21 protein-coding genes and 2 tRNA genes are annotated in these 18,503 nt (G+C 62.8%); 13 read left to right on the plus strand and 10 right to left on the minus strand.

Features of this window, described 5'->3' with window-relative positions; genetic code table 11:
* The first annotated feature begins 27 nt into the window (after positions 1–27).
* Positions 28–101: transfer RNA gene (locus RAZWK3B_RS17790), tRNA-Gly, on the plus strand.
* A 33-nt stretch (positions 102–134) separates the two neighbouring features.
* Here the strand turns inward: RAZWK3B_RS17790 and RAZWK3B_RS17795 are convergent.
* Positions 135–455: a hypothetical protein gene (locus tag RAZWK3B_RS17795; protein WP_007817601.1), complete on the minus strand. Its 321-nt coding sequence runs from the start codon at positions 453–455 to the stop codon at positions 135–137.
* A 238-nt stretch (positions 456–693) separates the two neighbouring features.
* On the opposite strand from RAZWK3B_RS17795, the gene cmk reads away from it, so the two are divergent.
* From cmk to trpB, 8 genes are all read left to right on the plus strand, one after another.
* Positions 694–1,305, plus strand: coding sequence for a (d)CMP kinase (gene cmk, locus RAZWK3B_RS17800; RefSeq protein ID WP_007817602.1), 612 nt, complete (start codon positions 694–696; stop codon positions 1,303–1,305).
* Between the two features lie 265 nt (positions 1,306–1,570).
* Complete coding sequence (gene rpsA, locus RAZWK3B_RS17805) at positions 1,571–3,259, plus strand: 30S ribosomal protein S1 (protein WP_007817603.1); 1,689 nt, start codon at positions 1,571–1,573, stop codon at positions 3,257–3,259.
* Positions 3,260–3,598: 339 nt separating this feature from the next.
* Positions 3,599–3,883: an integration host factor subunit beta gene (gene ihfB, locus RAZWK3B_RS17810; RefSeq protein WP_007817605.1), complete on the plus strand. Its 285-nt coding sequence runs from the start codon at positions 3,599–3,601 to the stop codon at positions 3,881–3,883.
* Complete coding sequence (locus RAZWK3B_RS17815; protein ID WP_007817607.1) at positions 3,883–4,233, plus strand: LapA family protein; 351 nt, start codon at positions 3,883–3,885, stop codon at positions 4,231–4,233. Before ihfB ends, RAZWK3B_RS17815 begins: the two co-directional genes overlap by 1 nt.
* Positions 4,234–4,240: 7 nt before the next feature.
* Positions 4,241–4,897, plus strand: a complete 657-nt coding sequence (locus RAZWK3B_RS17820) for a phosphoribosylanthranilate isomerase (RefSeq protein ID WP_007817609.1) — start codon at positions 4,241–4,243, stop codon at positions 4,895–4,897.
* A gap of 33 nt (positions 4,898–4,930) precedes the next feature.
* Positions 4,931–5,566, plus strand: coding sequence for a class I SAM-dependent DNA methyltransferase (locus RAZWK3B_RS17825; RefSeq protein ID WP_007817611.1), 636 nt, complete (start codon positions 4,931–4,933; stop codon positions 5,564–5,566).
* A 46-nt stretch (positions 5,567–5,612) separates the two neighbouring features.
* A complete protein-coding gene (locus RAZWK3B_RS17830) occupies positions 5,613–5,846 on the plus strand; it encodes a hypothetical protein (protein ID WP_007817614.1) in 234 nt (77 codons plus the stop codon).
* 194 nt (positions 5,847–6,040) lie between these two features.
* Entirely contained in the window at positions 6,041–7,270 is a 1,230-nt protein-coding gene (trpB, locus tag RAZWK3B_RS17835; RefSeq protein ID WP_007817616.1) for a tryptophan synthase subunit beta, read from the plus strand.
* A 72-nt stretch (positions 7,271–7,342) separates the two neighbouring features.
* Here trpB and RAZWK3B_RS17840 read toward each other — a convergent pair whose 3' ends face one another.
* From RAZWK3B_RS17840 to pth, 4 genes are all read right to left on the minus strand, one after another.
* Entirely contained in the window at positions 7,343–7,720 is a 378-nt protein-coding gene (locus RAZWK3B_RS17840; RefSeq protein WP_007817618.1) for a DUF2237 family protein, read from the minus strand.
* 49 nt (positions 7,721–7,769) lie between these two features.
* A complete protein-coding gene (gene hmuQ, locus RAZWK3B_RS17845; RefSeq protein WP_007817621.1) occupies positions 7,770–8,090 on the minus strand; it encodes a heme-degrading protein HmuQ in 321 nt (106 codons plus the stop codon).
* A 73-nt stretch (positions 8,091–8,163) separates the two neighbouring features.
* The gene (locus RAZWK3B_RS17850) at positions 8,164–9,327 is read right to left on the minus strand and encodes a serine hydrolase domain-containing protein (RefSeq protein WP_007817623.1); all 1,164 of its coding nucleotides are present in this window, start codon (positions 9,325–9,327) and stop codon (positions 8,164–8,166) included.
* Positions 9,328–9,355: 28 nt separating this feature from the next.
* Complete coding sequence (gene pth, locus RAZWK3B_RS17855) at positions 9,356–10,054, minus strand: aminoacyl-tRNA hydrolase (protein ID WP_037296244.1); 699 nt, start codon at positions 10,052–10,054, stop codon at positions 9,356–9,358.
* Between the two features lie 73 nt (positions 10,055–10,127).
* Between pth and RAZWK3B_RS17860 the strand changes: the two genes are divergently transcribed.
* A complete protein-coding gene (locus RAZWK3B_RS17860; RefSeq protein WP_157132313.1) occupies positions 10,128–10,808 on the plus strand; it encodes an FkbM family methyltransferase in 681 nt (226 codons plus the stop codon).
* Positions 10,809–10,881: 73 nt separating this feature from the next.
* Here RAZWK3B_RS17860 and RAZWK3B_RS17865 read toward each other — a convergent pair whose 3' ends face one another.
* The 3 genes from RAZWK3B_RS17865 to trpA form a co-directional block, all read right to left on the minus strand.
* Complete coding sequence (locus RAZWK3B_RS17865) at positions 10,882–11,532, minus strand: 50S ribosomal protein L25/general stress protein Ctc (protein ID WP_037296245.1); 651 nt, start codon at positions 11,530–11,532, stop codon at positions 10,882–10,884.
* A 270-nt stretch (positions 11,533–11,802) separates the two neighbouring features.
* Positions 11,803–12,969 carry an alpha-hydroxy acid oxidase gene (locus RAZWK3B_RS17870; protein ID WP_007817633.1) on the minus strand — a complete coding sequence of 389 codons (1,167 nt, stop codon included), beginning with the start codon at positions 12,967–12,969 and terminating at the stop codon, positions 11,803–11,805.
* 87 nt (positions 12,970–13,056) lie between these two features.
* Complete coding sequence (trpA, locus tag RAZWK3B_RS17875; RefSeq protein ID WP_007817635.1) at positions 13,057–13,848, minus strand: tryptophan synthase subunit alpha; 792 nt, start codon at positions 13,846–13,848, stop codon at positions 13,057–13,059.
* A gap of 125 nt (positions 13,849–13,973) precedes the next feature.
* Here trpA and ychF point away from each other — a divergent pair, with 125 nt between their 5' ends.
* A complete protein-coding gene (ychF, locus tag RAZWK3B_RS17880; RefSeq protein ID WP_007817637.1) occupies positions 13,974–15,071 on the plus strand; it encodes a redox-regulated ATPase YchF in 1,098 nt (365 codons plus the stop codon).
* 171 nt (positions 15,072–15,242) lie between these two features.
* On the opposite strand, the gene RAZWK3B_RS17885 is transcribed toward ychF, so the two are convergent.
* Together RAZWK3B_RS17885 and RAZWK3B_RS21300 are read right to left on the minus strand one after the other, a co-directional pair.
* Positions 15,243–16,463 carry a lytic murein transglycosylase gene (locus RAZWK3B_RS17885; protein WP_007817639.1) on the minus strand — a complete coding sequence of 407 codons (1,221 nt, stop codon included), beginning with the start codon at positions 16,461–16,463 and terminating at the stop codon, positions 15,243–15,245.
* Positions 16,464–16,510: 47 nt separating this feature from the next.
* A complete protein-coding gene (locus RAZWK3B_RS21300) occupies positions 16,511–16,678 on the minus strand; it encodes a hypothetical protein (protein ID WP_007817640.1) in 168 nt (55 codons plus the stop codon).
* Between the two features lie 61 nt (positions 16,679–16,739).
* Between RAZWK3B_RS21300 and RAZWK3B_RS17890 the strand changes: the two genes are divergently transcribed.
* A tRNA-Ser gene (locus tag RAZWK3B_RS17890) sits at positions 16,740–16,829 on the plus strand.
* 579 nt (positions 16,830–17,408) lie between these two features.
* A complete protein-coding gene (locus RAZWK3B_RS17895) occupies positions 17,409–18,392 on the plus strand; it encodes a glycosyl transferase family 90 (protein ID WP_007817642.1) in 984 nt (327 codons plus the stop codon).
* Positions 18,393–18,503 lie beyond the last annotated feature (111 nt).

The raw sequence follows: 18,503 nt of genomic DNA on the forward strand, positions 1-18,503 counted from the left end.
GGATTTCATACCTAGACGGTCGCCCGAGCGGGTATGGTGAAAAGGTATCACGCGAGCTTCCCAAGCTTAAGTTACGGGTTCGATTCCCGTTACCCGCTCCAACATCCCGGCACGCAGCACGGCCAGTCGCCAAGCTACTCTATCGGCGTTTCGCTGTGCGATTCATCTGTTCCAAGCGGGATCAATCCGGCCTGAAGCGGCAGCGCGATTGACATCATCAGGATCGCGATCAGCAGGATAATCACCTCGAGACCGGGCAGCCAATTCAATGACCGCGTATCCCACCATCGCACAAGGCGCGGGCTGTTGGGAAAATTCCCGGGCTGCTTCAACGCCTTGCGGCGCAGTTGCTCCGCCTCGTCCTGCCGGTCCGAGCCGACAGTCGTCAGGCCCTCGTTTCTTGTGGTGCCGGAGGAATGAGTATTGGGACGAGGATAGTCCTCGGTGTCGGTCATAATTTTATCCTGTTGAAATAGCTCAAAATCTCGTGTGATCCGGATAACGTGTTCGATAATGGGCGCAGCTTACCCCAAGTTTGCGCATTTTGGGAGACCCGGGTCTGTAAACAGTCTGTTCCGAGCCAAGTCTCGAAACCCGCGCAAACGGCTCTCCGGGCGGCGCAGCCGCGGCACTGGGGCTTGAGCGTGCCGGTCGCATGGCATACCCATGCCCCCATCAGCAAAGGATGACATCATGGCGTTCACCATCGCGATCGATGGCCCGGCAGCCGCCGGCAAGGGCACCGTCTCGCGCGCCGTCGCGGACCATTTCGGCTTTGCGCATCTGGATACCGGCCTGCTGTATCGCGCCACCGGGCGCCGCACGCTGGATGGCACCGATCCGGTCGAGGCTGCGCGCACCCTGCAGGCCACCGATCTCGAGGCCGAGGATCTGCGCACCCCCGACGTGGCGCAGGCCGCAAGCCGCGTTGCCGCTCTTCCGGATGTGCGTGAGGCCCTGCTGGATTTTCAACGCGCCTTTGCCCGCAGGGCAGGGGGGGCGGTGCTCGATGGGCGCGACATCGGCACCGTGATCTGCCCTGACGCCGAGGTGAAGCTCTTCATCACCGCCACGGACGACATCCGCGCCGAGCGCCGCTGGAAAGAACTGCGCGAAAAGGGGCATGCCGACAGCCTCGTGGATGTTCTGCGGGAACTTCGCACGCGCGACGAGCGCGACAGCGCCCGCGCCGCCGCCCCGCTCAAACCGGCCGAGGATGCGGTGCTGCTCGACACGTCACAGATGTCGATCGACGAGGCCGTGTCGGCTGCGATCTCGCTCATCGAAGACCGCCTGAACCGCTGACGCGCGCCCGCGCAACCCGGCTCGCCCGGTCGGCGCGCGCCCGCCTTTGCCATGCCGGACGGCACGAGGGGCTTGCAAAGCATGGCGCAAGCGGATATGTGCGCCCCTGTCGATAAGGCGATCAAGGCCATATAACAAAGAGATCGAGCAGGGTCGGGTCACCGGCCCTCTTTGTTTTGTGGCACGTCTGACCAACGAAACCCCAAGACCGGCGGAGACAACCGCGCGGCCGGAAAAATGCACTTGTAAAGGAAAACCACGCCACATGGCTCATAACGCATCCATGGAGGAATTCGAGACCCTCCTTAATGAAAGTCTCGAAATGGACACGCCCGATGAGGGGTCTGTCGTCAAGGGCAAGGTGATCGCGATCGAAGCGGGCCAGGCCATCATCGATGTCGGCTACAAGATGGAAGGCCGCGTCGATCTCAAGGAATTCGCAAATCCCGGCGAAGCGCCCGAAATCGCCGTTGGCGACGAGGTCGAGGTGTTCCTCCGCGCCGCCGAGAACTCCCGTGGCGAAGCCGTCATCAGCCGTGAGATGGCGCGCCGCGAAGAGGCATGGGACCGTCTTGAAAAGGCCTATGCCGACGAAGAACGCGTCGACGGCGCGATCTTTGGCCGCGTCAAGGGTGGCTTCACCGTCGATCTGGGCGGCGCAGTGGCGTTCCTGCCCGGCTCTCAGGTCGATGTGCGCCCCGTGCGCGATGCCGGCCCGCTGATGGGTCTCAAGCAGCCGTTCCAGATCCTCAAGATGGACCGTCGCCGTGGCAACATCGTCGTGTCGCGCCGCGCTATCCTCGAAGAAAGCCGCGCCGAACAGCGCGCCGAGGTGATCTCGCAGCTGACCGAAGGCGACACCGTGGATGGTGTGGTCAAGAACATCACCGAATACGGTGCCTTCGTCGATCTGGGCGGTGTTGACGGTCTTCTGCACGTCACCGACATGGCATGGCGTCGCGTCAACCACCCCTCCGAGATCCTGTCGATCGGCGAGACCGTGAAGGTCCAGGTCATCAAGATCAACAAGGAAACCCACCGTATCAGCCTCGGCATGAAGCAGCTGCAGGAAGATCCGTGGGATCTGGTGGCCGCCAAGTATCCGCTGGCCTCGGTCCATACTGGTCGCGTCACCAACATCACCGATTACGGCGCCTTCGTCGAGCTGGAGCCCGGTGTCGAAGGTCTGGTGCACGTCTCGGAAATGTCCTGGACCAAGAAGAACGTGCATCCCGGCAAGATCGTTTCGACCTCTCAGGAAGTCGAAGTCATGGTGCTGGAAATCGACCAGGCCAAGCGCCGCGTGTCTCTTGGTCTCAAGCAGACGCAGCGCAACCCCTGGGAAGTCTTCGCAGAAACTCATCCCGTCGGCACCGAAGTCGAAGGCGAGGTCAAGAACATCACCGAATTCGGTCTGTTCATCGGCCTGCCCGGCGATATCGACGGCATGGTTCACCTCTCGGACCTCAGCTGGGACGAGCGCGGCGAAGAGGCGATCCAGAACTACAAGAAGGGCGATATCGTCAAGGCTGTCGTCTCGGAAGTCGATGTCGAGAAAGAGCGTATCTCCCTCTCGATCAAGGCGCTGGACGGCGATCCCTTCGCGGATGCTGTCGGCGGCGTGAAGCGCGGCTCGATCATCACGGTCGAGGTGACCTCGATCGAGGATGGCGGGATCGAAGTGCAGTATGACGGGCTCAAGTCCTTCATCCGCCGCTCCGACCTCAGCCGTGACCGCTCCGAGCAGCGTCCCGAGCGTTTCACAGTCGGCGACAAGGTCGATGTGCGCGTGACCAATGTCGACTCCAAGACACGTCGTCTGGGTCTGTCGATCAAGGCCCGCGAGATCGCCGAGGAAAAAGAAGCCGTGCAGCAGTATGGCAGCTCGGACTCGGGTGCATCGCTTGGTGACATTCTTGGCGCAGCCCTCAAAGGTGACGACGACAAGGGCTAAGCCCTGCGCGTCTGACATCTGACGACCCTCTCGAACGGCCCCGCCCCGGCGGGGCCGTTTCACGTAGTGCCCCCTTCTGCGCCCTTGGCCAAACCCGCGACGCACAGCCGGCTTTCTCTTTGCGAATCAACGGTTTTGCTGCGGATGCAAAATGCCTTGGGTGGGTGCCGCATGCTGCTTGGGACATTGGTCTTGCGATCAAAATGCCCGTTTAACGCGAGAAATTCTGCGATTTGCCGCTTGGCCCCCCCGTGTTTCTGTTTCGATTCCTGATGTTTGTATCTATAGTCCCCAAGACTGCCTGTTGCGCCAAAAACCAAAAAACCCGGGGGAGAACCAATGATCCGGTCGGAGTTGATTCAAAAAATTGCCGAAGAAAATCCGCATCTTTATCAGCGCGATGTCGAGCGTATCGTTAATACCATTTTCAACGAGATCACCAACGCCATGGCCGAAGGAAACCGGGTTGAGCTGCGCGGCTTCGGCGCGTTCTCAGTGAAACGGCGCGATGCGCGCACCGGTCGCAATCCCCGGACCGGCGAGGCGGTCTATGTAGAGGAAAAGCATGTGCCGTTCTTCAAGACGGGCAAGCTGTTGCGTGACCGACTGAACGGAAAATCCTGATGCGTTACATCCGCTATGCGTCCATTGCCATCTTCGCTGTGGCGCTTGTTCTTGTGGCCCTCGCCAATCGCGCCATGGTCGAGGTGCGTCTGGTGCCCGACGAATTGTCGGGCCTTGCGGCGCTGAATCCCAGCCATGAAGTACCTTTGTTCGTGGTGATCTTCGCAGGTGTGGCCGCCGGGCTTGTCGTCGGTTTCATCTGGGAATGGATCCGCGAATATGGCGAGCGGGCCGCCGCCGCGCGCCAGATGCGCGAATTGCGCGCCCTGCGCGCCGAGGTGAAACGCCTCAAGGGCGAGACCCACGAGGGCAAGGACGAGGTTCTGGCCCTGCTCGACAAGGCCAGCTGAGCGCGCCATGCCCGATGACATCAAGGTCAAGATCTGCGGGTTGACCGATCCCGCCGACGTGCCCGCCGCAATCCTTGCGGGGGCCTCCTATGTGGGGTTCGTGTTCTTTCCCAAATCGCCCCGCAACCTCGATCTCGAGGCCGCGGCCTTCATGGCCGCTGCCGTGCCCGAGGGGATCATCCGCGTGGCTCTCACCGTCGATCCCGATGATGCGCTGCTGGATGCGCTGACCGCCCATGTGCAGATCGACATGATCCAGCTGCATGGTCACGAAACGCCCGCGCGCGTCACGCAGATCAAACAGCGCACCGGCCTGCCGGTGATGAAGGCGGTGGGCGTCGCGGATGAAACCGATCTGACACAGATCGATTTCTACGAAAAGGTCGCCGATCAGATCCTTGTCGATGCCAAGCCCCCCGCTGGCGCCGATCGTCCCGGCGGCAATGCCATGGCCTTCGATTGGACGCTTCTTTCGGGGCGCCGCTGGTCGAAACCGTGGATGCTGGCCGGTGGTCTGAACCCCGACAACGTCGCGGATGCGGTCCACCAGACAGGCGCACGGCAACTCGATGTCTCGTCAGGTGTGGAACGGGCTCCGGGTGAAAAGGACGCCGATCTCATGCGCGCTTTCATTGACAGGGCCCGCGCCGCCTCCGAGGATTGAGCCCGTCCGGTCCACGATCAACAGGAGGGGCAATTGACCAAGCAGAAATCCGAAGATCTCGGTGATGTCTATGGCGCCAAGTCGCCCGATGCCACGCGCAAACTCTATGACGACTGGTCGCGCAGCTATGATGCAGACAATCTGCGCAAGGGCTTTCGGTTGCCGTCCCTCGGCGCGGGGCTGTTGGCGCGGCACCTCGGCTCATCCGTGTCAGGTCCGATCCTCGATGCAGGCTGTGGCACAGGGCTGGTGGGCGAGACGCTGGCGATCCTGGGCTATGGTCCGATCACCGGGTGCGACCTCTCGCCGGAAATGATCGCGGCGGCGCGGCGCACCGGGGTCTATGCAGATGCCACCGTCGCCAACATGGCCACAGGTCTGCCTTTCGCGAATGACGCCTTTGCGGCCTTCACCTGCATCGGCTCCTTCGGCCCCGGACATGCCCCGCCCGAAAGCCTTCGGGACCTCGCACGCGTCACGCGACCCGGCGGGATCGGCGTGTTCAACCTTCTGAGCGCCACATGGGAAAGCCAGGGCTTTCCGGCGGTGATCGACGGTCTCAAGGCCGCTGGTCACTGGGAAGAGGTCGAAATCAGCGCCCCGTTCCGACCCTATCTTCTGGCCGAACCAGAGTTGTGGTCCCGGCTCCATGTGATGCGGATGCTGTGATCCCGCGTTAACCTCGTCTTAATCTTGGCGGTGGCAGGCTGTCTGCATGAGCCGTTTGCCAGATCACCTGACGCCCGAGCGCTGGATCGCCCAGGTCTTCACCTCGACCGAGGCGATGCGCGGCGGGGTCGTCAAGCGCCAGATCCGTGATGTCGAACGCCTCGCCGGTCGTCAGGCCTTCTTGGCCGAGGTGGAACGCCGCGGATTCCAGGCCGTCGAGAATGGCCGCCACTTCGTGATATTCTGCAATACCCTGCCGATCCGCCGTGCGCGGCGTTGATCTTTGGTCAAGGGCTTTCGAAAGCCCTTGACCACGCCGCGCCGGCGCGGCGTCCCGCGCGGTTTCGAAACCGCGCATAAAAGGCGTTTCGAAACGCCTTGCCCACCCCGGTTCCGTCGGTTTTCGCTGGAAAATCCCCTGTGCGTCCCATATTGAACCCAAGGATCAAGGCCCAGACCGGAAGGCACGCAGCGATGAACGATCTTTTCAATTCCTTCATGACAGGACCCGACGAAAAAGGCCGCTTCGGCGACTTCGGCGGTCGCTTCGTGTCCGAAACCCTTATGCCGCTCATCCTCGAGCTTGAAGAGCAATATGAGCACGCCAAAACCGATCAGTCCTTCTGGGACGAAATGCATGATCTCTGGACCCATTACGTGGGCCGCCCCAGCCCGCTCTATTATGCGGACCGGCTGACCAAGCATCTGGGCGGCGCCAAGATCTATCTCAAGCGCGACGAGCTCAACCACACCGGCGCGCACAAGATCAACAACGTGCTGGGCCAGATCATTCTCGCCCGCCGCATGGGCAAGACCCGGATCATCGCCGAAACCGGCGCTGGTCAGCACGGCGTCGCCACCGCCACGGTCTGCGCCAAGTTCGGCCTGAAATGCGTGGTCTACATGGGCGCGCATGACGTCCAGCGCCAGAAACCCAACGTCTTCCGCATGCGCCTTCTGGGCGCCGAAGTGATCCCGGTCACCTCGGGTCGCGGCACGCTCAAGGACGCGATGAACGACGCGCTGCGCGACTGGGTCACCAATGTGCGTGACACGTTCTATTGCATCGGCACCGTCGCCGGCCCGCATCCCTATCCGGCCATGGTGCGCGATTTCCAGTCGATCATCGGCAAGGAAGCCAAGGAACAGATGCAGGCCGCCGAAGGCCGTCTGCCCGACACGATCATTGCCGCGATCGGTGGCGGCTCGAACGCCATGGGCCTGTTCTATCCCTTTCTCGACGATTCCAGCGTGAACATCATCGGGGTCGAGGCCGGGGGCCGCGGCGTCGACGAAAAGATGGAGCATTGCGCTTCGCTAACCGGCGGTCGCCCCGGTGTTCTGCATGGCAACCGCACCTATCTTCTGCAGGACGATGATGGCCAGATCCTCGAAGGCTATTCGATCTCGGCGGGTCTCGATTATCCCGGCATCGGCCCCGAACACAGCTGGCTGCACGATATCGGCCGCGCGAAATACGTCTCGATCACCGACCGCGAGGCGCTCGAGGCGTTCCAGCTGTGCTGTGAACTCGAAGGGATCATCCCGGCGCTCGAACCCAGCCATGCGCTGGCCCATGTCATGAAGATCGCCCCCGATCTTCCCTCCGATCACCTGCTGGTCATGAATATGTGCGGCCGGGGCGACAAGGACATCTTCACCGTCGCCCGCCATCTGGGCTTCGACATGGACGACGCCGACTGACACATGCCCCAGGGTGCCTCAAAGCGCCTTGGCCACGCGCCTTCGAAGGCGTTTGGCGCCTGCGTCGGCCTCTCAGTTTTCCGTCGCATGCTCCTGCAACACATGCAGCGGCACGATATCCAGCGCGCGCATATGCGTGGCCGAGAGCCGCACCTTCGGCGCGCAGCCTTCGTCATGGGCCTGCAGGAACCGCGCCGCGCACAGGCACCATTGATCGCCGGGCCGCAATCCGGCAAAGCCGAATTCCGGTCGTGGCGTGCTCAGGTCGTTGCCCACATATTTCGAATAGGCCAGAAACTCCGCCGTCATCAGCGCACAGACCGTATGGCTGCCCCGATCTTCGGTGCATGTATTGCAATGCCCGTCCCGGAAAAAGCCGGTCACGGGGTCTTGCGAACACAGCTCCAGGTCACCGCCCAGAACATTGACCGCCTCGTCTTTCGTCATCATCCCGCGTGCTCCTCTTGCATTGGCAGTGGGCCGTGGCGTGTCTTGCCGCTCACGCCTCGTGCAGCACTGTCTCGTATCCCTCGAAGACAGGCGCCCCCATCAGCGCATCGCGTGTCTGCGATTGGCCTGCGCCCTTGTGCGCATCGCGGAACTGCTGCGATTTCGTCCACGCCTCGAAGGCTGTGTAACTGTCCCAGATCGCATGGCTGATATAATGCCGGAACCCGTCTCCATCCGGACCTTTCAGAAGGCGGAACTCGCGAAACCCGTCCATCTCCTTCAACCGGCTTTCCCGCTTGGCCCACATGGTCTCGAAGCTCTCCTCGAACCCGTGGCGCACCTGAAACCTGTTCATGGCGATGTAACTCATGCCCTTGCGTCCTTGTCTGCTGATCCGTGGCTGTCCCCACAGTAAATAGCGCCGGGGCTGTCTCTTCAACCCGTCACAGCGCCTCGGCGATCCGGCGCATCATCTCGACATTCGCCTCGTGCACGCCCTCTTCGCGAAAGCCCCGGTCCGCGCTGGTCACCACGATCACCGCATCCCGGTCCTGGTCGATATAGATATACTGCCCATAGATGCCGCGCGCCATGAAAACCCCATCCGGCGCGCCCACCGGAATCCACCACTGATAGCCATAGCCGATCTTTCCCGGCTGTGTCGGCGCGCTGGCTCGGGTCGACAGACGCACCCAATCGGCCGGCACCACCTGCCGCCCCTCATAGACGCCCATCTGTTCATACATCAGCCCGAACCGGGCATGATCCCTTGTGCGCATGTTCAGACCGCCAAGGACAAAGGCCACACCCTCGCCATCGCTCAGATAATAGGGCGCGTCTTCAAGCCCCAGCGGCGCCAGGATCCTCTCGGTCAGCAGGTCCGGAATCTCCCGGCCCGTCGCACCGCGCACCACCATGCCCAGAACATGCGTGTCGATCGAGACATACTCCCACAGCGCTCCAGGCTGCGCCGCCCGCGCCATCAGCCCCGCCGCGAACCCGTCCATCGTGCCGCCAAGCGCCAGCACCCGGCCCATGCGGTTGATATCCGAATGATAGTCCAGGTAATCCTCGTCGAACTCCACACCGCTGGTCATCTGCAAGACCTGCCGGATCGTCACCCCGTCATAGGCCCCCCCGATCAGGCGCCGGTCATAATGCGTCACCGGCACGTCAAGCGACGCGATCGTGCCATCCTCCACCAGAAGACCGAAAAGCGCCGAGAGATAGCTTTTCGACAGCGACCAGCCGATCCTCCGATCTTCCGGCCCGGTGCCCAGGTGATAGCTTTCATGCACCACCCGGCCCTCATGCAGCACCATCAGCGAGGTGACCGCCCGCGCCTCGATCCATGCCTGAGTGCCTTGCGGCAGCGCCAGCGGCGGCCCCTCGGGCAGGTCCGAGACCGGCCCCTCGCCGCGCCCCAGCGGCACGGTCAGGAACGCCCGGTCCATATGCGAGAAATTCTCGACGATCCGGCCCTCGTCAAAGAGCGTGTTGACCGCCCATAATCTCAGGATCTCGTCGCGCTTCCACAGACCTATGACCACAATCGCCAACAGGGCCATCAGCACCGCGCGCATCGCCCATCGCAGGATCCACCTCATCTGTCCGCTCTCCCCTGGTCTGCGGCGCTCATCGGAACCTGTCGACCAGACGTTGCAGCGGGCTGCGGCTGTCCGCGGCCTGCTCTTCCGGCTTGACAGCCGGCCGCGCCTTGGGCGCCGCGCCCGCCGCATCGGATTTCGGCGCAGGCGGCGCACCGGCAGGGGCCATGCGCTGCGCGATGGCATTCAGGAACCTGTCCTTGCGGCCCGCCGCCAGCTCTGCGGCGCCATCGGAAATGCCGCGCATCAGATCGTCCAGCCAATCGGCATCCGCCTTGGCGAAATCCTGCAGGACATACTGCGCCACCAGCTCCTTGCGGCCGGGATGCCCGATACCAAGCCGTACGCGCTGATAGGCCTCTCCGACATGCTGATGGATCGAGCGCATCCCGTTATGCCCCGCATGGCCGCCGCCAATCTTGACCCGGACCTTGCCCGGCGCCAGATCCAGCTCGTCATGGAACACGGTCACATCGCCCGGCTCCAGCTTGTAAAAGCGCATCGCCTCGCCCACCGACTGCCCGCTGAGATTCATGAAGGTGCCGGGCTTGAGCAGCATCACCTTCTGCCCGCCCAACTGGCCTTCGGCGATCTCGCCCTGAAACTTTCCCTTCCACGGCCCGAACCCATGGTCCTTTGCGATACGGTCGATGGCCATGAAGCCGATATTGTGCCGGTTTCCGGCATATTTCGCACCGGGATTTCCCAGCCCCACGAATAGCAGCATTGCCGCGGCCCCCATCTTTGGTGATGCTGGTCTACGCGGCATGGGCGATGGAATCAACGATCAGGGGCAGTGTATGGCCGAGTATGAGGTGAACGGGGTGCAACTGGCGCTGCCCGATGCGATGCTGACCGACTGGATCCGGGACAAGCTGGTCTCGGGCGGCTATGAGGCGCATGAGGCGCGCGCCGCCCTGATGCGCCTGCGCCCGGGCCAGCGTGTGCTCGAACTGGGCTCGGGGCTTGGCTATATCGCGACGCTCTGTGCCGGGATCACCGGCGCCGAAAACGTCGTCACGGTCGAGGCCAACCCGCATATGCTGCCGGTGATCGAGGCCAATCTCGCGCGCAACGATGTCGCCGGCGTGACCTTGCTGCATGGTGCGGTGACAGGGCAGGCCGCAGGTCCGGACAGGATCGGCTTTCAGACCGGCTCGGCCTTCTGGGGGGCGCATATCGCCACCCCCGATGCCCGCTCCGCTTCGGTGATCCATGTGCCGCGCCTTGTGCTGGGCGATCTGCTGGCGCGCTATCGGCCCCATGTGGTGATCATGGATGTCGAAGGCGCGGAGGAACATCTCTTCGATGCGCCATGGCCCGATCATGTGCGCTCGGTGATGATGGAACTGCACCCGGCCCGATATCCGGACATGGCGATCAAGCGCATTGTCGATTGCCTGTCGGCCTCGGGCCTGACCTATGATCCCGGCCCGTCGCGTGGCCGGATCCTGTGCATGCGGCGACTGCGCAGCGCATGAAAAAACGCGGGACGGCGCTGCCATCCCGCGTTTGCTGTCTTGCCGCGGCTCCGGACCGGAGCGCGTGACGGCCTCAGCCCTCGTCGCCCTCGGCTTCCGTCTCACCAACGGTCGGAACCTCGGCCGACTCGTCCTCGTCCTCTGCCGATCTCAGCGCCGACGGGGCCGAGATGTTGCAGATCACGAAATCGCGGTCGATCGTCGTCTGCGCGCCTTCCGGCAGCGTCACCTGGCTGATGGTCAGCGTATCGCCGATATCCATGCCCGACAGATCCACGGTGACCTCTTCGGGAATGTCGCCCGCCGTCACGACCAGCTCGATCTCGTTGCGGACCACGGTCAGAACGCCGCCCTTCTTGAGGCCGGGCGCCACGTCCTCGCCGGTGAAGGTCACCGGGATGAACAGGTTGATCTTCGTCGTCCGGCGCAGACGCATCAGGTCCAGATGGGTCGGCAGATCCTTGACCACATCGCGCTGCACGTCGCGGCAGATCACGCGCACATCGTCATGCCCTTCGACCTTGAGGTTGAACAGGGTCGACTTGAACCGTCCCTCTTTCAGCTTCTTGATCAGCACGTTGTAGGGAATCTGGATCGGAAGCGGATCGACGTCGCCACCGAATACGATGCCCGGAACCATATGCGCGCGGCGCACAGCACGAGCGGCGCCCTTGCCTGTCCCCGTGCGTTCCTGGGCGTGAAGATCAGGAATTTCTCCAGCCATGTTGTTCTCCATAGGTTAGGGCGGGGTTCCTCCAAGGCTGTAACCCCGCGTGAAGCCGCGCGTATAGACCGGATCGCCCCTGTTGAAAAGGCCCAATTCACAGCGTCGGGCCGTGTAGGGGGCCAGCCCCCGTCGCGTCTTCGCCGCGCCTCCCCCGGGATATTTCCGGCCAGAAGAAGCCGCAGCCGCCCCGGGGTTTCTTCTGGCTCCAAATATCCCCGCCGGAGGCATCCGCCACATGACGCAAGCGCATCGGCGCGGAGAGCGTGCTCACGCCTGCCAGCGGCCCTCGAACCCTTCCGGGATCATCAGGATATCGCGGTCCAGTGTGCGCACGTCGCGGCGACCACAAAGTGCCATCGACACATCGAGCTCCTTGTGGATCACCTCGAGCGCGCGGGTCACGCCCGCCTCGCCCATCGCGCCCAGGCCGTAGACATAAGCGCGCCCGATATAGGTGCCCTTCGCCCCCATGGCCAAAGCCTTGAGCACGTCCTGACCTGTCCGGATGCCGCTGTCGATATGCACCTCGATCTTGTCGCCCACCGCATCGAGGATCGCAGGCAGGGCGCGGATCGCGCTCAGCGCGCCATCGAGTTGCCGCCCGCCATGGTTCGACACGATGATCGCATCTGCCCCGACATTCAGCGCCTCGCGTGCATCGCGCGGATCCATGATGCCCTTGATGATCAGCGGGCCGTCCCACATCTTGCGAAACTCCCGGATGCGATCCCAGTTGAGCGAGGGATCGAAGGCCTCGGACGTCCATGTGCTCAGCGACGAGGGGTCCGTCACGCCCTTCGCATGGCCCACGATATTGCCGAAGAACCGCCGCTTGGTCCCGAGCATCCCCAGCCCCCACTGCACCTTGGTCATCATGTTGGCCACCGATGCCGGCGTCAGCTTGGGCGGCGCGCTCAGCCCGTTCTTGAGGTCCTTGTGCCGCTGGCCCAACACCTGCAGATCCACCGTGATCATCGCCGCCGAACAGTTGGCCGCTTTCGCCCGATCGAACAGGCGCTGCATGAAGTCGTCGTCCTTCAGCGTGTAGACCTGCATCCAGAAGGGTTTGTCGGTGTTCTCGGCCACATCCTCGATCGAACAGATCGACATTGTGGACAGCGTGTAGGGCACCCCGAACTTGCCCGCCGCGCGCGCGGCCTTGATCTCGCCGTCGGCGTGCTGCATCCCCGTAAGCCCCACCGGCGCAAGACCCACCGGCATCGCGACATCCTGGCCGATCATCTGGCTGGCGGTGCTGCGCCCGTCCATGTCCACGGCCACCCGTTGCCGCAGATAGATGTCCGAGAAGTCGCTGGTGTTCTCGCGGAAGGTCTGTTCGGTCCAGCTGCCCGATTCCGCGTAATCAAAGAACATCTTCGGCACGCGCCGGTGATAGATGCGCTTGAGATCGGCGATGGATGTGATGACGGGCATGGCAGGGTTCTCCGGGCAAACTGGTCAGGTTCGATTACCAGTCACTTTGCCCGCGCGCAATCCGCCCCGCCATGCCGACATGCGCCTTCAGGCCGTATGTGCGCCGTCAGCCAATCCCTTGACGAAGTCCAGCACTTGCGGAACCGGCACGCCCTCGGCCAGCTTGGCCACGATGGCCGAGCCCACGACCGCGCCATCGGCGACACCGGCGATCTCGCGGCTGGTCTCGGGGCTGCGGATGCCGAAGCCCACGATGACCGGCAGATCGGTCTGCGACTTGATGCGTGCCACTTCGGGCGCCACATCGGCGGCCTGTGCTGCCGCCGCGCCGGTGATCCCGGTGATCGACACGTAATACACAAAGCCGCTGGTGTTTTGCAGCACCTTGGGCAGGCGCTTGTCATCGGTGGTGGGTGTGGCCAACCTGATGAAGTTCAGCCCGGCTTTCTGCGCGGGAATGCACAGCTCGTCATCCTCTTCGGGCGGCAGGTCCACCACGATCAGCCCGTCGATCCCCGCCGCCTTGGCATCGGCCAGAAACTTGTCCACCCCGCGATTGTAGATCGGGTTGTAATAGCCCATCATCACGATTGGCGTGGTGTCGTCCTCCTTGCGGAACTCCGTCGCCATCGCCAGCGTCTTCTCCAGGGTCTGACCCCCGGCAAGCGCGCGCTGCCCCGCCAGCTGGATCGTTTCGCCATCGGCCATCGGATCGGTAAAGGGCATGCCCATCTCGATGATGTCCACACCCGCTCCCGGCAGCCCCTTGATCAGCTCGAGCGAGGTGTCGTAATCCGGATCGCCCGCCATCACATAGGCCACGAAGGCTTTTTTTCCTGCGGCCTGAAGCTCGGCGAATTTGGCGTCGATGCGGGTCATTGCTTTATCCTGAAATTGGGTCGCACCGGGTTTGACCGAAAGCCGGGGCAAAATCAATGCCCAGCTTGACCTCGACCCGTCCCGCGCCGTAGATGCGCGCAACTCGCAATCAGGAGGGGCCGGGCATGGGCTTCAAGATGGGGATCGTCGGACTGCCGAATGTGGGCAAGTCCACGCTGTTCAACGCGCTGACCAAGACGGCGGCCGCGCAGGCCGCGAATTTCCCGTTCTGCACCATCGAACCCAATGTGGGCGAGGTGAACGTGCCCGATGCGCGGCTTGATACGCTGGCCCGGATCGGCGGCTCGGCCACCATCATTCCCACCCGGATGACCTTTGTGGACATTGCCGGTCTGGTCAAAGGCGCCTCCAAGGGCGAGGGTTTGGGCAACCAGTTTCTCGCCAATATCCGCGAAGTGGACGCCATCGCCCATGTGCTGCGCTGCTTCGAGGATGGCGACGTCACCCATGTCGAAGGCCGTGTCGATCCCGTCGCCGATGCCGAGGTGATCGAAACCGAACTGATGCTGGCCGATCTCGAATCGATCGAAAAGCGCCGCGCCGGCCTCGTGCGCAAGCTCAAGGGCGGTGACAAGGAGGCCGTCCTGCAAGAGCGCCTGCTCGCCGCAGCCCAGGCCGCGCTGGAAAACGGCCAACCGGCCCGCACCGTCGAGGTCTCCGCCGAGGACCAGAAAGCCTGGAAAGGTCTGCAGCTTCTGACCACCAAGCCCATTCTCTACGTCTGCAACGTCGATGAGGGCAGCGCCGCCACCGGCAATGCCTTCTCCGCCGCAGTCGAACAGATGGCCGCCGAACAGGGCGCGGCCAGCGTCGTGATCTCCGCCCGCATCGAGGAAGAGATCAGCCAGCTCGACGCCGAAGAGGCCGAGATGTTCCTCGACGAGATGGGCCTGACCGAAGCCGGTCTCGACCGTCTCATTCGCGCGGGCTACGATCTTCTGCATCTCGAGACCTATTTCACCGTCGGCCCGAAAGAGGCCCGCGCCTGGACCATTCCCGCAGGCACCTCCGCCCCCAAGGCCGCAGGCGTCATCCATGGTGATTTCGAAAAGGGCTTCATCCGCGCCGAAACCATCGCCTATGACGATTTCGTCGCCTGCAACGGTGAACAGGGCGCCAAGGAAGCCGGCAAGATGCGCGCCGAGGGCAAGGCCTATATCGTCAAGGATGGCGACGTGCTGCATTTCCTCTTCAACACCTGATCTGGTGTTTGGCTTCCGGCGTTTCGTACGGAATTTGGGGCAAACAGAACGAACGCTCTGTTAACCTTGCGCATTTCGGTGCCGGGTACCGACGCGATACCGACGTGATACCGACGCGATACCGAACGGGGTTTTTCGCCGTTAATCAGGGGCTTGGGGGTGATTCGGCACTCACCGCGCCAGCGCGTCGATCACCGCCCTGTCCGGAAAGCATGTCGGGGCCCGTCCAGTGGCCTCCTGCCAGCGTCCGATGGATCGCCGCGTCTTGAACCCCGGCAGCCCGTCCACCCCGCCGACATCATGCCCCAGCCTCTCGAGGCCCTGCTGCATCCGTGCGATATCCGACCGCATCAGCCGCCCCGGATCGCGCCAGCGCCCCTCGAAATCGCCCATGCCATAGGCGATCCTGTCGCCCACGTGACCCACGTAAAGCGCATAGAGATCGCTCATGTTATAGTCCTTCAGGACATAGAAATTGGGCGTGACGACAAAGGCCGGCCCGTGCCGCCCGGCTGGCATCATCAGAAATCCGTCTTTGTTTTTTTCATTATCAGGGAAGGGTTTACCCGATACCCGCCGCACGCCTGCAGCGGCCCAATCGGCGATCCGGCGCCCTTGGTCCGGCCCCTCCAGCGCACAGGAGACCGTGTCGGGAACCACCACCTCGAACCCCCAGTCGCGCCCCGCCTGCCAGCCATGCCGCGCCAGATAATTGGCGATCGACGCGATCGTGTCGGCCGCCGAGGTCCAGATATCGGCGCGCCGGTCCCCGTCGCCATCCGCGGCATGCTCCAGAACATTCGAGGGCATGAATTGCGGCTGCCCAAGCGCCCCGGCCCAACTGCTTCTCAGCGTCCCAGCCGGGGCCTGACCGCGCTCCATAATCTGCAGGGCGGCCAGCAGCTCATCGGTGAAATATGCCGCCCGCGTGCTCATAAATCCTTTGGTTGCAAGGACTTGGATTGCGTTGTGCGGAATTTTCGCGCGTCCATATGCGCTTTCCCGTCCCCAGATTCCCAGCACGATCCGCCCCGGCACGCCGGTCTTGCGCTCCGCCTCGGCCAGCGCCCTCGCGTGCCGCTGCCCCATCTGGCGCCCCACCGCCGCATCCGTCTCGACCCCGCTGAAATAGCGCGATGGCGCCCCAAATTCCGCCTGTCTCTGGCGTGTCGGGACTTGGGCCTTTTGCCCCGGCACAACCAGATCCGGCAGCTCCCAATTGAGCCGCACATCCTCCACCGCAGCATCGAATATGCGCCGCGAAACGCCTGTCCTTTGCGCTTCTGGCCAGATCGTCTGCTCCAGCCAGCTTTGGAACTGACGCTCGATTTCCTGACGGTCCTGCGCCCATGCCGGAAGCGCCAGCGCGATGGTCAGAACAAGGGAAAACATGAACCGTATCAATGCGTTGGCCTTCCATTGCCCAAGGTCTGCACACCCTATGTTACGCCAGATCCCCTCTGGCTGGCCACACCCATATCGGCCCGGCAGACCCCTTGCTCCAGCGCGCCACCCACCTGCGCCCTCGCCTCGGGCGGCAGGCCGTCAGCCTCGGATGACGCTGTTTGCCCGCGATATTTCACCAGCGCCGCACCAATCTCCACCATATGTCGGTTTCCTGAAATTTCGCCTTGTAAACAGTGTCACCGCCCGGCTATACGCGTCGGCGGAGACGTGGCCGAGTGGTCGAAGGCGCTCCCCTGCTAAGGGAGTAGGCCCGGAAGGGTCTCGTGGGTTCGAATCCCATCGTCTCCGCCATATACCCTTGAAATAATTGAATAAATATACTTGATTTGAACGCGTTACCAAAATGGATCCCTAAAGCTAGCCGCGCTAGGTATGTAAAAATCAACACTACACAGCGGCTTTCGGGAAGCAAAAAAGCTATATCCTTTGTTTGCTGTCCGACTGAGTCGCTCGAAGGGGTTACTCAGCACTCTTGCTCTGTCCCATCGAAGCCTGACCGGCACCCCATCCCCCCGAAAACCGCCCCCTGCGGCTTGCTCAGACCCCTTGATTGATGGAACGGCAGATTTTACGACGGCTAGTTTCGTTTGGATCTTGAGCCGTGGGGGCTGCGCGGTCCAAAGTCCGCGTCACAAATACCGTGATCCACGGTCCAAGGTACACTGTCCAAGGGCCTGATGTCGATTTTCAGCGCCCAAGGACCGAGATCCATGGATCACTGAGCAAGAACGAAAGACCGATACTCTCAGCCACTGGCATAACCAGAGATTTTAAAATACGTGTTTCCCGGGTGCGCGCGCGCTCTGGTGGTACGGGCCGGTCGCTGCTGCTAGCCCGTTTGGGTCTCATAGTTCGGAGAAGGTCGCGACAATGGGCGGCGGTTTGCAGAGGGCCGGGTATTTTCTTGGCGCGGCCATTCGGGAATACCTGCCGGGCCGGTGGGCCCTGGCCCGTCACCGGCTGGCGGGGCGGCTGCCCGAGCGTCTGGAGGACGTGCCGAGCGATGTGCTGGAGCGGGTGGCCTATTACAATCGGCTGACGGCGCCGGTGGATGATCTGCCGCCCGTGCGGTTGGGCGATATGTCGATCGGCACCACGGATCGCAGCGGCAAGATGTATTACATCGATCTGATGCGCGATGCGCAGGGGTTCGGGCCGGAGTTCCGCATCGCACCGCTTTTCGGGGATGTGACCCATGTGCCTGATGCGCCGTCGCTGGTCAAAAGCCGGCCGATTGCGGGGGATGTGGCGCAGTCGGTTCTGTTGCTGCTGGATGCGCTGCGGCATTTCCAATTTCCCAAGGACAGCCGATGCTGGGCCGACAAGCGCCCGTCTGCTGTGTGGCGGGGGATGCTGAACGGGCAGGCGCCGAGGATCGCCGCCGTGCGGCTTTATGCGGACAGCCCCGCGCATGATATCGGGCAGGTCCACGAGGCCGAGGGGCTGGCGCCGCCGAAGGGCTGGCTGAGCATCGCGCAGCAGCTCGAGCATCGGTATGTTCTGTCGCTCGAGGGCAATGACGTGGCGACCAATCTGAAATGGATCATGGCGTCGAACTCGGTCGCGCTGGCGCCGAAGCTGGAATACGAGACCTGGTACATGGAGGGGCGGCTGGAGCCGGGGGTGCATTTCGTGCAGATCCGCGCCGATCTGAGCGATCTGGACGAGCGGATCGCGTGGTGCGAGGCCAACCCCCGTGCCGTGGCCGAGATCGTGCAAAATGCGCAAACCTGGGTGCGGCAGTTCCGCGATCCGGCGCGCGAAAGGCTGATTGCGGCGCTGGTCTTGCAGAAATACGCGGAGTTTACCGGCGGGCTGGGCTTGACCTCCTCCCCTGTGCGGCTGTTTACGTAGACTAAAAACCGTAGTGTTGCATTGCACACAATCAAACTTTAGGTGTTCAGTCCCTGCGCGTATGGGTTGACTGAACAAGCTTGAAATAATTTTGGAAACGCTGAGAGCGGA

The sequence above is a fragment of the Roseobacter sp. AzwK-3b genome (genome assembly GCF_000170875.1).
In the GTDB taxonomy this organism is placed as follows: Bacteria; Pseudomonadota; Alphaproteobacteria; order Rhodobacterales; family Rhodobacteraceae; genus Roseovarius; species Roseovarius litoreus.